Source organism: Candidatus Nitrosopelagicus brevis, assembly GCF_000812185.1.
In the GTDB taxonomy this organism is placed as follows: domain Archaea; phylum Thermoproteota; class Nitrososphaeria; order Nitrososphaerales; family Nitrosopumilaceae; genus Nitrosopelagicus; species Nitrosopelagicus brevis.
In genome coordinates, this window is sequence record NZ_CP007026.1 from 1,084,714 (window position 1) to 1,098,653 (window position 13,940).

Consider the following 13,940-nt stretch of genomic DNA (forward strand, 5'->3'; position numbering starts at 1 on the left):
TTATTAGTAATTGTCTAGAGAGATTTTATCAAGTTTTGGAATTTTTGCGATTTCAAATCCTTCTTTTCTCTTGTCAAGGGGTCTTGTTGCATCAATTCCAAGTTTAGCAGTTTTGAGTTTTTTCTGATTACTGGAAGGATCCAAACTAGAACCACGCACATTTTTTATTAATACCATATCTTTGTCAGCCTGAAATCGTGTTGCCATTGCGTATTCAACCTGTTCAGAGTTTGAAGGTTCAATATCATCATCCACTATAGTAACCATTTTCAAAGAGCGGTGAGATGCAAAAATTTCATTAATTATTTTTTTAACATTAGTTGAAGGTTTTTTTGAAATTTGTGCTACAGCATGAAGCCAGTGCGAACCTCCATTAGATAGTACCACTTGGTTAGTTGAAGGATATTTTTTCTTTATTATTCCATTAAGTTTTGACTCTATTGGCATTCCCATTAACAAGTGATGTTCGCCATATCCAGAAAGTATATCATGAAAAATTGGATTATTCCTATAATACATTTTTTCTAATTCAAAGAGTGGTTGGTCTCTAGGATGATCATATGTACGCAACATTTCAACCATCCATTCTTTGTCAGTCTTATCTTGGAGAATTTTACCTTCCATAACAATTTCTGTTCCAGAAGGAACATGCATTCCAGTGTATGGACATTTCGTTAATGTCAATTTGTTTCCCAATAAGGAATTGGCGATATGTAATTCGTCTTTTCCCCAATCAGCTTGATAAGCACCTGCAATTGATATGGCAGGATGAACCCCAACAGTAATTGCAACCTTAAGATCTTCACCATGTTCTTTTGCATTCATGAAATTTCGATGGGAATGGCGTCCTTCAACCATTCTAATCGAGAAATGTGTTTTATCAACAGGCATCAATCTGTGAAATGCAGAATTCTGTGTTTTGAATTCATGGTTTTGTGAATAAACTATGGCAGACGTAATGAATGGTCCAGATTCTTTTTCAAAATGTGTTACAATAGGAAGCTCAGATAGATTTTTTGAGGTATTTTCAAAGAATTTACCTTTGGGCGTTATTTTTGGTTTTTTTGCTTTTTTGATTGAGGAATAAATGGATTCATGAATTTTATTTTCTTTAGAGTTTACTGCTAATGCAAATCGCTTTCGTGTACCAACTAGATTACTAACTAGATTGAAATTATTTTGTTTGATATTTTCAAAGAGTAAAGCAGAGGTGCCATCTGCTTTTGCTGTAATTCCAGCAATCTCAAATTTTGTTGAAACCTTTTTTTTGATAATCTTAATTTCTTTAGATTTTTTTAATTTTGATATGTATTCACGTAGGTCTGCAGTCATTGTTTAATTTCTCCAACTATTTCATGCATTAATTGTTTTGTGGTTTCATTATCTAATGGTTTTTCAAAATTTCCTGTAACAATGCATATTCCTTTTAAAAAAGAGGATATTTTTTCAGATAATAATTTGAGAAAAAGTTCTTCGGATTTTGCAGGAATTATAACAGATGTAGAAGGTACAGGCCCAGAGCTAATAGAAATTAGCATTGGGCCAATTTTTAGAGAATTCTCAGAAATAGAAATTATCATACCATTTTCAAAATTTAGCATGTTCACTAGGAAAGTACGATTCTCGTAAGCAATTGTCTTCGTATTACAACCGGGTTCCACAACAAGACTTTTTCAATTATGCCTTTATTGCTATCGGTTCAGACTTTGCCTCAAATGCTTCTTTGACTAGATCTCTTGCTTTTTTGATGGTTATACGTTCTTCAGATTTTCTGAGTTCTTCAACGGTCTTTGTTTTTGTCCATCCTTCAGAGACAGCAGTTTCTAATGTTGTTTTTACAAAATCAGATGATACTCCTGCTTCTGCCCCAGTTCCTGCTGCAACTAGTGGTGCTTCAACAGTTTGGGCTTTTAGAGATGCTGCGTCGGCCTCTACTCTTGCTCTGAGTTTAGCCTTGTACTTCAAGTTACGTGGTTTAGTTCTTAAACGGTAACCGCAACATGGGCACCAAAGTCCTTCCCAATTAATGAAGATTTCACAGATCTGACATCGTCTTTGACCAGATGCATAACGTCCAGTTCCGACTGGTTTTTGTGCTTTGTATCTAGAACAGATTCCTTTACATGTCATTTTGTTTGCATATATTATAGAAATTACAACTATATAAAACGGATCTAGTGATTTTTTACAAAAAAATGTGTTTTTTATGTAAAATTTTTATTGATTTATATTTAAAAACTGATCAATTTCAAAAAAAACCAAATTAAATATAAATATCTTTGTGTTTTCGGACTTTGTACTAACCGGTAATGGAAAGTGGCAAAATAGATTTTGAGTTTCCAGTTCTTTGTGAAATAAATTGTGCAGATAACATGTCTCTTTTTCCACGTTGATTATGATTTTTAATTTTTAATGTGGTACTTGATTCATCAACAAACTCAATTTCAAATTTTGAACAAAATTGTAAATTTAACATTTGAAGAATTTTGTTAGCTGTTTTCATATCACCATTTCCAATTTTTACAATTTTTCTAGCAGCAGGTAATTCTGCTAAAATAGAAATCAAATAAGGAATTAATTTGTCAAGAGAAACGAAAAATGCTCTTGCAATTTCATTTTCCAGATATGTTACAGAAACACCAATTCTTTGACCAGGATCTATTCCTAATACCAACTTACTGGAGTTGGTTGTAGAATTGAGCATTTTTGTTATAATCCCTTTTACAACAATTGGATCTTTGCTAATAATTTCGTCAAACAACATTGGCATCGAGATTTGTTTTGGAGCCTCTTTTTCAGTAGTAACAACTAGATCGCCGTCAAAATCATCAATTTCACTAGGCAATATGGAATCAAATGGAATTGCTAATTCCTTGAAAATTTTGGATAATTTGAAATAGGGTTTTCCATACTCGGTGGCGATTCCAATTTTTGCATTTTCTATACGAGTGATACCTTGTGTACTGTTTCTTCAAATTTAGTACTTTTGGGCGTAAAATTGCTACATAAATTGTCAAAAATGACTGTAAAACAGATAACTCTTTGATTAAGTAAACTGGAAATTTAGGATTTTAGGATTGTAGAAACTGCATTATCTACTGCAGAATCAAATGTGGAATCAATTTTTTGCTGAATTTCGGCAACTTTTGATTCACCATCTTGAGTGATTTTTTGAGATTCGGATTCTGCTTTAGATTTAGACTCTGAAATCATGGATTCTGCCTCAGAAGTAGCCATTTTTCGTGTCTGTTCTAGAAGAGATTCAATCTCTTTATTGGCAATGGAATTTAGTGATTTTTTCATATCAGCCAAACTAAGATTTACAGAATCAATTTCAGATTCTAGTTCAGATAATGAATTGATTATTCCATCGACTTTTTGACTCATTTTGATTTAAACCTCTCACTCCATTATTAAAATCTTCAATTTGTGGTAAGCAGTAAGATCGCTCTGGCTAGATCGCCATCACATTCTTGGAGGGCGTTTTTGGCCGCTTCCTCATCCACATTAGCCTGTTGACATATCAGTGAAATATCCTCGTCGCTGAAAATTTGAACCTCTAATTCCTTTTCTTCATAAGAATCAGCCACTACCTGAAAAATACTTGAATCTTTTGTCTTCATTTCAGTAACTGCTGGTTTACTAATTATGATCTCTTTTTTGTCAGTCTTAATTATGACTTCTTGGACATTATTGACCTCTTCCATGTCCATGCCCATCTTATCCATCATTCTTCGCATTTGACGATTTCCGCCACGTCCGCCACCACCCATCATTATGATTGATCTCCATCAGTCTGAGATTTTAAACTATCTCGAACTCTTATCGCCATACCTCTAGATTGGGTCTTAATCATATTTGAAGAAAGGATTGATTTTCCCACAGCAATTATCTGTTTTTTGAAAAATATAGGCACGTCTGAGCCAATTTCTATCTTAGAGCCACACCGTTTCACATGTTGACAGAAAACTGACTTTCCCTGTTCTACAAATGGCTTTGAATCAGCATCAACTTCTATGCAATAGTCATTGATGAATTTCTTATTTTTTGAAAACAGTTCTGCACAATAAATCGACATTGCAATTCCACCATCTGTCCTTGGAGTAAATAACAACAAACCGTTATGGTAAACGGCTCTAATTCTGCCGGTCTTTTTTGACATTTTGAAATCAATATCCTTTGGAATATTCTTTGATACTCCGGTTCCAAATAATGTATCAACTGAATGTGAAATTTTTTCAAATGGGTCCATGGCTCTTGAAAATTATTTCGTAAATATTAGTCTGAGTGAAAAATGATACAAAAAGTATGAAGTTAGGCACAAAAAATGACTCAAAATGATACTATTTTCTCTGATGCTCAAAAGATTAGATTTTTGGGAAAACACATAGATCGCCTAAAAAACCATATATTTATTAATTCTATATAGTAAGCCGGATTATGGCAGATAGAGACCAAATTAGAAAAATCCAGTTTACAGGAAAATCATCTTACATCGTATCATTGCCAAAAGATTGGATTAAAGATCAAGGTCTAAAACAAGGAGACCAGGTTACAGTTGGAAGAAATGGAAGTACCATATTAGAAGTCAAACCTGTTAGTTTTGGAAAAACTTCAGTAGACGAATCTTCAAATCTAATAATTTCTCCAGAGGATGAAAAATCTACAATAGTTAGAAAACTAATAGCACTATACTTTTTGAACTCAAAAACAATCAATGTAAAACCAAAAACAGGTACACGAATTTCTCCAACTCATAGAATTGCAATTAGAAATGCTGTCAAAAAAGTTCTGATGGGAACTGAGATTACAGCAGATTCTACAGATGGAATTACTGTCCAGGTATTGATCAATTTAGTGGAATTGTCAGTTGATGGCGCTTTCAAAAGAATGCTATCCATGGCAAAATCCATGCAGACAGACGCTCTATTATCATTAAAAGAAGGTAATGATGAACTGGCACAAGAAGTAATCAATTCAGATGATGATGTAGATAGATTTGGTTTTTACATTATTAGACAATTAACAATAGCCATTGAAAATCAACACATGCTTGAAGAGATGGGATTTAAAAATTCCAGAGATTGTTTAGGATATCGAGTCATTGTAAAAAATATAGAAAGAATTGGAGATCACGCAGTTACCCTAGCCCAAGATGCCATTGATATCAAAAAACCAATCAAAGGTAAGATAATGACCAACATTGAAAAAATGAATGATTTTGCACTAACAGCCATAGACAATACATGTTTGGCATTGTTCAAAAATGACTATCTAGAGGCCGAAAATGCAATCAAAGAATCTAACAATATCAAAAAATATGAAGATGATGTTCTAAAAGCCTTAGAGCAATCAAAGAATTCTGCAGAGATTTTCAGAGTTAGAAGAATTGCCGAAAATATACGAAGAATTGCTGAATATGCAAGCGATATTGGCGAAATTGTTGTAAACATGAATATTGAGAAAGTTACCAAAAAGAACTAGAGATAATTTTGAAATCGTGCATTTTAATCACAAATGTGAATGAAAATATCAGTTTAGAGGCAAAATCACTATGTGAGGCAGCCCAATACAATGTACTTTACACGATAAAAGTCGACGATTTACAAAAAAGAAAATATGGAATTACCGAATCAAAGGTTGAAGAATTAGAAGAAAAACTTGAGAAATTAAAGCCAGATGTTATAGTATTTGATGAACTTTTGAAGCCAAATCAAAATTACAGCCTTGCTGCAAAATTAAAGATAGAAATTGTCGATAGAGAGTCCTTAATTTTAGAAATTTTTGAAAATAGAGCAAGCAGTGCAGAATCTAAACTGCAGGTAAAGTTAGCACAATTAAGATATGAAAGAGCAAGAGCCAAAGAACGAGTTAGATTAGCAAAAGGTGGAGAACAACCTGGTTTCATGGGAATTGGAAAGTATGACATTGACGCATACTATGATGATATTAAAAATAGAGGTACCGTGATTAAAAAGAAATTAGAAAAAGCTGGAAAACAAAGAGCGTTACACAGACAAGGAAGAGACAGATTAGGATTCAAGACAATTTCATTAGCAGGATATACATCAGCAGGAAAAACTACTCTATTCAATAATTTAACAGGTGAGACAAAAGAGAAGAGTGCAGAATTATTTACAACACTAACAACTACAACAAGAAGATTAAAGCTTGGAAGAGAGATTTCACTAATTACAGATACAGTAGGTTTTATCAGTAAATTACCAGCATACATGATAGAGGCATTCAAATCAACACTAGAAGAATTAATTTTTACAGATATTATCTTATTAGTAATAGATTCACTAGACGACGATGAGTTAATGAAAAAGAAATTTTCTACTTGTTATAAAACACTAGTTGAGTTAGGTGTTGAAAGAAAAAATATGATTTTTCTATTTAATAAATCAGAATCAATAGATGATAAGAAATTTTTACATGTAATGAATAATTTGAAAATTGACGAAGTTGAAAACTGTTTAGATGTATCAGCTCTAACTGGAAAAAATTTAACAGATCTAAAACAGATATTGCAAAAAAGATTTTATGGAAAAACTGAGTAAAATGAAAATTGAAGTTTTAAGAATTGGACAGCGAGTTATACGTGATGATAGAGTAACAACACACGTTGCACTAGTAGCAAGGGCATTTGGAGCATCAAAAATTTACATGAATGAAGTAGATCCTGAGATTGAAAATACGATTAAAAGAATGAACAAAACTTGGGGAGGAGAGTTTGAAGTGGAATTTTTTGAGGATTGGAAAAAGGTCCTAAAATCAAAAATTGAAGAATACAAAATTGTTCATTTGACAATGTATGGAGAGAAAATTGATGATGTTGCAAAAGAGATTAGAAAAAATCAAAATATCTTAATTGTTGTAGGAGCTGAAAAGGTGCCTAGAACAATTTATGAAAAATCTGACTATAACGTATCAGTTTCAAACCAACCACACTCAGAAATTAGTGCATTAGCTATAGTTCTGGATAGGCTTCACAAAGGAAAACAGTTTGATATGAAATTTGATAATTCTGATAGAACAATAATTCCTACAAAAAAAGGGAAAAAAGTAGTTTCAAAGTAAAAATAGAGGAGAGAATGTGAGAGAATATGGTTGACAAGTATGAAGACCCTTTTGTAAAAATTTCAGCAATGATTGGAGGAGATGAATATCTCAAAGTTGCTCGATCTTTGTTAAAAACCGAAGATGCAACAGACGAAGAAATTGCTTCTTCAACAGGTCTTAGAATTAACATGGTTAGAAGAGTGTTGTATGATTTGTTTGGAAAAGGTTTGATTACAGGAGTTCGTGTTAAAGATGAAAGAAAAGGTTGGTTTGTTTACAGATGGCGTTCAAGAAGAGATGAAGTTGAGAATTTCATTGAAAACCAAAAGAAGAAAATTCTCGATAGATTACAAAAAAGACTAGATTACGAAAATTCTTCTGACTTTTACCATTGTGGAAATGAAGATTGTTCAAGAGAAACATTTGAAAATTCATTGGAATTATTTTTCAAATGTCCATCATGTGGTCAAGTTCTAAAACGTGACGACACAGATATTAGAAAACATGAAAAAACGAGAAAAAGTTTTTCAAAGAAAATTGATCAGATTAAAGGCGACATGAGAGTTTAAATTTTATAATTTAAAATAATTTCATTACCACTTTTTTGAACATTTTTTAATTTTAGAGGCAATTTTGTTTTTAGCTCTGGAAAAGACATTCCTTCAAACAAACTAACAGTATTTTTTGAACCTAAAACATAAGGAGTTAATGCAATAATCATTTCATCAATTAGATTTTTTTTTAAAAAAGAACGATTTAGTGTTCCTCCACCTTCTAATAGTACAGTCTTAATTCCCTTTTTTGATAAGATGGATAGCAGTTTTGTTATGTTCACTTGAGTTTTTCCACATACAATTACATCAATAGGTAATTTTTGTAAGCGATTTAGATTTGGTTTTGATATAATTTCAGATGTTACAATTATTGTTGGAACACGTTTACATGTTTTAATTATTTTTGAATTATTCTTGATTGTTCCATGGGAATCAAGAATTATTCGAATTGGATTTTTTCCTTTAGCATATCTGACTGTTAAGAGCGGATCATCTTGCTCTACAGTATTTTTACCAACAAGTATGGCATCAGATTTTGAACGAAGTTTATGGACTCGTATTTTATCAGTTTTTGAGGACAAAACAATTTGTTTATTCTTTTGGCCAATTTTTCCGTCAAGAGTTATGGCAGCACTAAGAGTAACTTTTGGTTTAGAGTTTGCCACTAACAATTTCACCTCCAATCATTACAGCTTTAATTGATTTTTCAGAAGCGCGATGAACTATAGATGCATGTACATTATTCATTGGTTCCAAATCAAGTGAATTTTTGTCTATAAAAATACAATCTGCAAGATAATTTTCTTTGATACAGCCAATTTTCTGATTTAGCATTTTACCTGCGTTTACAGTAGCCATTTTCAATATCTCTTTTGGATTAAATCTAGCTTGAGAAATACCCATTGTCACTTTCCATAGATAATCCATTTCTCGAAAAATATCTGGAGAATTAATCATTACATTATCTGTTCCAATTGTAAGGTTACAACCAAACTTTTGCATTAATGAAATGTTAGGAATTCCTTCAGATAACGCAGAATTTGCGCGAGGACAAACAACAATTCCACGTGTATTTTTTGCTGCAAGTTTCAAATCATTGTTTGTTGCAAAAGTCATGTGAATTAGAAATGATGGATTAAGAAGCATGGCTCTTTGAACCTCTGTTTTTCCAGTTATTTTTTTAGAGGTATTTACACTATCTTGTGTCTCAGCTGCATGAATTGCACGAATTTTTTTTGTTTTTGAATATGATTTTAGGTTTGAACTAGCATTTTCATTTGTTCCACTGATTCCAATTCCGTCACAGTTTTTCAATAATTGAGTTAATTTTTTGGTATTTTCATTAGGGAAAGAAAGATTTTGTTTGATTTCATTTTTTGTATTGTAATAATCAATTCTTCCTAAAATTACACAACGGATAGGAATATTATCTAAAGCAGATTTTAGTAGTAATACACCGTCTAAACCACCTTCTCTAAAATCAATAAATGTTGTAATTCCTTTTTTGATCATTGATTTTGCAGATTTTTTTATATATTTTGATAATGACGATTTAGGAGTTTCTTTGAGTAACTTTTGTTTTAATCCAAACATTGGATGAATTTTTGAATTGACATCTGCATTAATTGACAAATCTTTTCCAATTGAATCTGCAATATGTGTATGAGAATTTACGAAGCCAGGAATTAATAATAAATTTGAACAATCAATAGATTTTTCTTTTGAAGAAATGTTTTTTGAAATCTTTTGAAATTTTTCATTTTTAATCTGTACACTAGTAGATTCTATTAATTTTAATTCATTTCCATAAAGTATGCTAATATTTTTTAGAATCAATTTAATTCATAGATTTCAGGTTTTTCTTTTCCTGCATCTCTAATTTCTCTTATTGTATCTAGGGATTCTGTTGCAAGTTTTACTGCATCTCTAGAAGTTGATGCAGTACCTATTCCACAGTTTAGTTCAATTTGAAATTCATCTTTACATATTTGAATGAAATCTTTTGCAAAAGTTTTGAATTCAGAGTTTGTTACAACCATGAAATTATCACCACCCATGAAAAATGTAAGTGAATTTTTTGATAGAAAATATTCCGACATTCTTGAATAAATTTTGAACATTAATGATGAAGTATCATATGGAGACATGCTCTTTTTTCTTATAGATGTTATATCATCGACATCCAAGTGCATTACAGTAACAGAATGTTCTGAATGTCCATTTAGTGTTCCAAAAATAGAATATTGTTCATTTAGGAATTTTTGAGATTTTTTTGCTTCATATGCATCTAAATTTGCATCGTATGGATTTTCTCCATAGCCAATTGACATTGAAAGTTTGATATCAAAAGATGACTCTAATTCTTTTTGTATTGCTACATGATCATCAAGTGAAAGACCATTTGTGACTGCAAAGTATTCATCAGAACGATTGAGAAATACTAGACAATTTTTCTTTGAGAATAATTCTTGAAGTTTATTGTATAATTTTGATTGTAACATTTGTAATTCATGTTCACGGTCAAATCCTAAAGTTAGTGTCCATGGGCCATATCCTGTAATTTTCATTATTGTTAGTTGAATCATTTTTCTATTTCCTTAATTTCATTGTGAACTTTAAAGACTGCATTGACTGCATTTTCAGAAACAGGTCTAATTCTTGCATATGCTTGTCTTACTTGCATTCCAGGACCTGAAATTCCAAGGGATACAGGTTTTTGGTGTTTAACTGATAATTTAGCAATGTTTCTTGCAGTTGAATGTGCAATAACTTCATCATGTTTTGTTTGACCTTTGATTACCGCACCTAAAGTTACTACCGCATCAACATCACTTCTTTGCAATAACTTGTCAATGACTAACGGCATATCAAAAATTCCAGGTACATTACTGGTATGAATTACATCAAGATTGAGTTTCTTTGCAGTTTCTAATGCTACATCATACATACGCGACGTGATTTTTTGGTTAAATTCTGCTACCACTATTGCAATTTTCAAAATTAATTCACCTTTGAAAATTCAAGTAATTCCTTGCCATCAATGAAAGGAATTGCATTTTCTTTTGCATATTTTTCTGCTTTATCAACTGACAATGCAGAATATGTTTCTGAGTCCATCATTTCACATATGGCAGTAATTGGAGAAAGATTTGCTAACTGTGCAAGATAAACGGACATTTCAGTATGACCGGTTCTAGAAGAAAGAAGGCCATTTGATGCAATCAATAATGGAACATGTCCTGGAGTTTTAAAAGTAGAATTGAAGTATTGTTTTGGATTTTCATTTTTGTATAAGGTGGACATTTCTTTGATAGTTAATGCTCTATCTCTATCTGTAATTCCGGTATAGGTTTGTTTATGATTAATACTAATTGAAAATGTTGGATGATCACCATATGGTGCAGTCCCCATAATCATTTTTTTGGATTCTTCATCAAGTTCATTTGATGCAGATAACATGTTATGCATGTATTTTAGCTGTAATTTTTCTGCAAGAGAATTATCAATTGCAAGACAAAGTAAACCACCAGCATGTTTTCTCATTCGAACTATATGTTCAGGTGTGACAAACTCTGCTGCAACGACCATATCAATTTCATTTTCACGGCCATCAGAATCATGAATCATTACAAATTCACCTTGTTTCAGTGATGAAAGGGCAGAATCAAATGTCATGAAAAAAAATGGATTTTTTGTTATTATAAAGTTTACTAGATTTATTGTTATTACCAATAAATTGGTAGTTAGTATTTATTTTAAGATGTATTTTCCTAGTACGTCAGTCTCAATGTTTAGTTTATCATCAATGTTTTTTGTTTTGAAGTTTGTAATTTCAATTGTATGAGGAATAAGACATACAGATGCTAGATCATTTTTTACATCAACTACAGTTAAACTAATTCCATCTAAAGCAATTGAGCCTTTTTGAACAACATATTTTTTTAAATTCTTTGGAATTTTAAACCAAATTTTTACTTCTTTTGGTTTTTTCTCTATTTTTTTAATTTGAGCAACACCATCTACATGACCTAAAACAAAATGACCTTCTAGTCTTTCACCAACTTTTAAACTTCTTTCTACGTTAACTAAACTTCCAACTTTTAGATTTCCTAGATCTGTTTTTTTCATTGTTTCATCAATCATTTCAAATGTGCAAGTGTTTTTTGCAATTTTAGTTGCACTAAGACAAACACCATTCAGTGCAACACTTTGACCAATTTTCAATCCTTTAGAATCTTTACCAAGATCAACTGATACCTTAATTGCACTACGATTTTTTGTATTTTGTTCAATTTTTTTAATTTTTCCAGTACTAGTAATTATTCCAGTGAACATGATCATTGTGATATTATGTGTATAAATAATGTTTAGATTATTTCAAGCAGCGCTTTTGCTCGTTTGTAATGAACTTCATCAATCATTTTTCCATCAACTACAATTGCGCCTCTTCCTTTCTTTGTTGATTTTTCATATTCTTTTACTACCAATTTTGACCAAGTAATTTCTGATGAATTTGGATGAAATATTTTATGAGTTGTTTCAATTTGGTCAGGATGAATTATACTTTTGCCAGAATATCCTAATTCTTTTCCAAGTTTGCAATCTTGTTCTAAACCTTTTTTGTCTTTAATTTCTTGCCAAATTCCATCTATTGCAGGTATTCCTGCTGCAGCTGCTGCAACAGGCACTCTGTATCTGGAATATTTTCCACCAACTGGATTTCCTTTTGTATATTCAATCTGCATGTCATTAAGTAAATCAAAAATTCCAAATACAATAGCATCAATTCTTTTACTTGCAGAAGCAATTTCATAACAATTAATCACGCCCAAAGCAGACTCTATAGAAGGAATTATACGTATTGTTTTTAATTTTCTTTTCTTTTCCAAGCTTGAGATGATTTTTTCAATTTTTTTGAGTTCTTTTGCTGAGTCAACTTTAGGAATTACTATACCATCAAGCCCCTTCTGAACAATTTTTTCTAAATCACTAGGAACTTTTCCAGATTGTGGAGAATTAGTTCGAGCAAAAACAGATGCTTTGAAATCTTTGCGTTCTTTTAATTTTTTTGCGATTAAAGTTCTGGCATTTTGTTTTTCTTTATCAGGTACAGAATCTTCTAAATCAAAACAGACAATATCACCAGAAAGTGATTTTGCCTTTTCTAAGAATCGTGGATTATTTCCTGGTACAAAAACTAGACTTCGAAAAAGATTTGTCATTAAATGACTATGCGCCTTCAGGCTTCAAAAGGATTTTGCCGAAGAACTTACCAGATAGCATTTTTGTGTGAGCCTCTGCTGCTTGCTCAAATGTATAAACTGAGTCAACTGCGGCTTTAATTTTTCCTTGACCCATCCAGTATAGACCTTCATCAAGTTCAGCCTTTGTTCCTTGTGTTGAACCTAGAACATTAATTCCCTTAAAGAATATGTGTCTAAGATCGATTTTGGCATCATAGCCTGTTGTTGCGCCACATGAAACTAGAGTTGCACCGTATTTGAGCAATTGTAGTTGCTTGTTAAAGTGAGTTTCACCAATATGATCAAATGATAAATCAATTCCTGGTGCTTGACCTTTTGTTTTAGCAATTTCTTTTGAAATTTTGAAGACTTGTTTACTCCAGTCTTCTTGTCTATGATCTACTGCATGATCTGCACCTAATTCAAGACATTTATCAAGTTTGTCAGGACTAGCAGTTGCAATAACATCACAGTTGTATAATTTAGCAATTTGAATTGCAAAACTTCCGACACCAGAACCGCCACCCATAACAAGTACGGTTTGACCTGGAGTAATTTTTGCTCTTCCAACTAACATGTGCCATGAGGTTAAAATTGTCATGGATGCTGCTGCTGCATCTTCATATGATACTCCTTCTGGAATATGTGAAACATTAACTTCTGGTAGATGAACTTCTTCACTGTATGCACCCCATAGCGGACCGGTTTGGAACCCCCAAACTTGTCTTCGGGTACAATCAAATTCTCTTCCGCTTGTACAAGCACTACAAACTCTGCATGCTAGATTAGAATGAGAAACAACTCTATCGCCAACTTTGAAACCTTTTACATCTTCACCAACTGCAATAACATCTCCTGCAACATCGGAACCTGAAACGTGTGGTAGAGGAATTGCAATTGGAACACCTCTCATTCCCCAAATATCATTATAGTTTAGAGCAGATGCTTTATTTGTAAAAACTACCTCATCTGGTTTTGGTTTTGGTGAATCAATGTCTTCAACCTTGAGGATTTTTGCATAATTATCATCAGGGGCATATTCACGATACACAACTGCTTTCATAATTTCGACCCAGTT

General features: G+C 32.1%; 19 protein-coding genes. 4 read left to right on the plus strand and 15 right to left on the minus strand.

What is annotated here, in order from left to right:
• Window positions 1–3: 3 nt before the first annotated feature.
• The 7 genes from T478_RS06455 to T478_RS06485 form a co-directional block, all read right to left on the minus strand.
• Window positions 4–1,332, minus strand: coding sequence for a UbiD family decarboxylase (locus T478_RS06455; protein WP_048106209.1), 1,329 nt, complete (start codon window positions 1,330–1,332; stop codon window positions 4–6).
• Window positions 1,329–1,601: a hypothetical protein gene (locus T478_RS06460; RefSeq protein WP_052433921.1), complete on the minus strand. Its 273-nt coding sequence runs from the start codon at window positions 1,599–1,601 to the stop codon at window positions 1,329–1,331. Before T478_RS06460 ends, T478_RS06455 begins: the two co-directional genes overlap by 4 nt.
• A gap of 76 nt (window positions 1,602–1,677) precedes the next feature.
• Window positions 1,678–2,130, minus strand: coding sequence for a hypothetical protein (locus T478_RS06465; RefSeq protein ID WP_048106213.1), 453 nt, complete (start codon window positions 2,128–2,130; stop codon window positions 1,678–1,680).
• Between the two features lie 169 nt (window positions 2,131–2,299).
• Window positions 2,300–2,845 (minus strand): RuvC family protein, encoded by a 546-nt coding sequence (locus tag T478_RS06470; RefSeq protein ID WP_238573578.1) that lies wholly within the window; start codon window positions 2,843–2,845, stop codon window positions 2,300–2,302.
• Window positions 2,846–3,063: 218 nt separating this feature from the next.
• The gene (locus T478_RS06475; RefSeq protein WP_048106218.1) at window positions 3,064–3,387 is read right to left on the minus strand and encodes a hypothetical protein; all 324 of its coding nucleotides are present in this window, start codon (window positions 3,385–3,387) and stop codon (window positions 3,064–3,066) included.
• A 35-nt stretch (window positions 3,388–3,422) separates the two neighbouring features.
• The gene (locus T478_RS06480) at window positions 3,423–3,776 is read right to left on the minus strand and encodes a nascent polypeptide-associated complex protein (RefSeq protein WP_048106221.1); all 354 of its coding nucleotides are present in this window, start codon (window positions 3,774–3,776) and stop codon (window positions 3,423–3,425) included.
• Complete coding sequence (locus tag T478_RS06485) at window positions 3,776–4,252, minus strand: PUA domain-containing protein (protein ID WP_048106224.1); 477 nt, start codon at window positions 4,250–4,252, stop codon at window positions 3,776–3,778. Before T478_RS06485 ends, T478_RS06480 begins: the two co-directional genes overlap by 1 nt.
• Before the next feature lie 188 nt (window positions 4,253–4,440).
• Between T478_RS06485 and T478_RS06490 the strand changes: the two genes are divergently transcribed.
• The 4 genes from T478_RS06490 to T478_RS06505 are packed head-to-tail and all read left to right on the plus strand — an operon-like array spanning window position 4,441 to window position 7,634.
• A complete protein-coding gene (locus T478_RS06490) occupies window positions 4,441–5,484 on the plus strand; it encodes a phosphate uptake regulator PhoU (RefSeq protein WP_048106226.1) in 1,044 nt (347 codons plus the stop codon).
• An 8-nt stretch (window positions 5,485–5,492) separates the two neighbouring features.
• A complete protein-coding gene (gene hflX / locus T478_RS06495; RefSeq protein ID WP_048106228.1) occupies window positions 5,493–6,563 on the plus strand; it encodes a GTPase HflX in 1,071 nt (356 codons plus the stop codon).
• A gap of 1 nt (window position 6,564) precedes the next feature.
• A complete protein-coding gene (locus T478_RS06500) occupies window positions 6,565–7,083 on the plus strand; it encodes a tRNA (cytidine(56)-2'-O)-methyltransferase (RefSeq protein ID WP_048107043.1) in 519 nt (172 codons plus the stop codon).
• Between the two features lie 26 nt (window positions 7,084–7,109).
• Window positions 7,110–7,634, plus strand: coding sequence for a transcription factor (locus tag T478_RS06505; RefSeq protein WP_048106230.1), 525 nt, complete (start codon window positions 7,110–7,112; stop codon window positions 7,632–7,634).
• Here T478_RS06505 and T478_RS06510 read toward each other — a convergent pair.
• The 8 genes from T478_RS06510 to T478_RS06545 all read right to left on the minus strand — a co-directional run bounded on the left by T478_RS06510 (window position 7,631) and on the right by T478_RS06545 (window position 13,925).
• Window positions 7,631–8,284, minus strand: a complete 654-nt coding sequence (locus tag T478_RS06510) for a dihydrofolate reductase family protein (RefSeq protein ID WP_048107045.1) — start codon at window positions 8,282–8,284, stop codon at window positions 7,631–7,633. The genes T478_RS06505 and T478_RS06510 overlap by 4 nt on opposite strands.
• Window positions 8,271–9,455 carry an amidohydrolase family protein gene (locus T478_RS06515; RefSeq protein ID WP_048106233.1) on the minus strand — a complete coding sequence of 395 codons (1,185 nt, stop codon included), beginning with the start codon at window positions 9,453–9,455 and terminating at the stop codon, window positions 8,271–8,273. The genes T478_RS06510 and T478_RS06515 overlap by 14 nt, the downstream gene beginning before the upstream one ends.
• The gene (locus T478_RS06520; RefSeq protein ID WP_048106235.1) at window positions 9,452–10,204 is read right to left on the minus strand and encodes a GTP cyclohydrolase IIa; all 753 of its coding nucleotides are present in this window, start codon (window positions 10,202–10,204) and stop codon (window positions 9,452–9,454) included. The genes T478_RS06515 and T478_RS06520 overlap by 4 nt, the downstream gene beginning before the upstream one ends.
• Window positions 10,201–10,617 carry a 6,7-dimethyl-8-ribityllumazine synthase gene (gene ribH, locus T478_RS06525; RefSeq protein ID WP_082008746.1) on the minus strand — a complete coding sequence of 139 codons (417 nt, stop codon included), beginning with the start codon at window positions 10,615–10,617 and terminating at the stop codon, window positions 10,201–10,203. Before ribH ends, T478_RS06520 begins: the two co-directional genes overlap by 4 nt.
• 2 nt (window positions 10,618–10,619) lie before the next feature.
• A complete protein-coding gene (ribB, locus tag T478_RS06530) occupies window positions 10,620–11,294 on the minus strand; it encodes a 3,4-dihydroxy-2-butanone-4-phosphate synthase (protein WP_048106238.1) in 675 nt (224 codons plus the stop codon).
• 75 nt (window positions 11,295–11,369) lie between these two features.
• Window positions 11,370–11,954: a riboflavin synthase gene (locus T478_RS06535; RefSeq protein ID WP_048107050.1), complete on the minus strand. Its 585-nt coding sequence runs from the start codon at window positions 11,952–11,954 to the stop codon at window positions 11,370–11,372.
• 32 nt (window positions 11,955–11,986) lie between these two features.
• On the minus strand, window positions 11,987–12,841 hold the full coding sequence (locus T478_RS06540) for an HpcH/HpaI aldolase/citrate lyase family protein (RefSeq protein WP_048106240.1): 855 nt from the start codon (window positions 12,839–12,841) through the stop codon (window positions 11,987–11,989).
• 7 nt (window positions 12,842–12,848) lie between these two features.
• Window positions 12,849–13,925, minus strand: coding sequence for a zinc-binding dehydrogenase (locus T478_RS06545; RefSeq protein ID WP_048106242.1), 1,077 nt, complete (start codon window positions 13,923–13,925; stop codon window positions 12,849–12,851).
• Between the last annotated feature and the right edge of the window lie 15 nt (window positions 13,926–13,940).

Bases quoted from the DNA above. Each gene is read 5' to 3' on its own strand.
- T478_RS06535 (WP_048107050.1), bottom strand. From the start codon at position 11,954: ATGTTCACTGGAATAATTACTAGTACTGGAAAAATTAAAAAAATTGAA.
- T478_RS06520 (WP_048106235.1), bottom strand. From the start codon at position 10,204: ATGATTCAACTAACAATAATGAAAATTACAGGATATGGCCCATGGACA.
- T478_RS06455 (WP_048106209.1), bottom strand. From the start codon at position 1,332: ATGACTGCAGACCTACGTGAATACATATCAAAATTAAAAAAATCTAAA.
- T478_RS06485 (WP_048106224.1), bottom strand. From the start codon at position 4,252: ATGGACCCATTTGAAAAAATTTCACATTCAGTTGATACATTATTTGGA.
- T478_RS06500 (WP_048107043.1), top strand. From the start codon at position 6,565: ATGAAAATTGAAGTTTTAAGAATTGGACAGCGAGTTATACGTGATGAT.
- T478_RS06505 (WP_048106230.1), top strand. From the start codon at position 7,110: ATGGTTGACAAGTATGAAGACCCTTTTGTAAAAATTTCAGCAATGATT.
- ribB (WP_048106238.1), bottom strand. From the start codon at position 11,294: ATGACATTTGATTCTGCCCTTTCATCACTGAAACAAGGTGAATTTGTA.
- T478_RS06475 (WP_048106218.1), bottom strand. From the start codon at position 3,387: ATGAGTCAAAAAGTCGATGGAATAATCAATTCATTATCTGAACTAGAA.
- T478_RS06490 (WP_048106226.1), top strand. From the start codon at position 4,441: ATGGCAGATAGAGACCAAATTAGAAAAATCCAGTTTACAGGAAAATCA.
- T478_RS06480 (WP_048106221.1), bottom strand. From the start codon at position 3,776: ATGATGGGTGGTGGCGGACGTGGCGGAAATCGTCAAATGCGAAGAATG.
- T478_RS06460 (WP_052433921.1), bottom strand. From the start codon at position 1,601: ATGCTAAATTTTGAAAATGGTATGATAATTTCTATTTCTGAGAATTCT.
- T478_RS06545 (WP_048106242.1), bottom strand. From the start codon at position 13,925: ATGAAAGCAGTTGTGTATCGTGAATATGCCCCTGATGATAATTATGCA.
- T478_RS06465 (WP_048106213.1), bottom strand. From the start codon at position 2,130: ATGACATGTAAAGGAATCTGTTCTAGATACAAAGCACAAAAACCAGTC.
- T478_RS06540 (WP_048106240.1), bottom strand. From the start codon at position 12,841: ATGACAAATCTTTTTCGAAGTCTAGTTTTTGTACCAGGAAATAATCCA.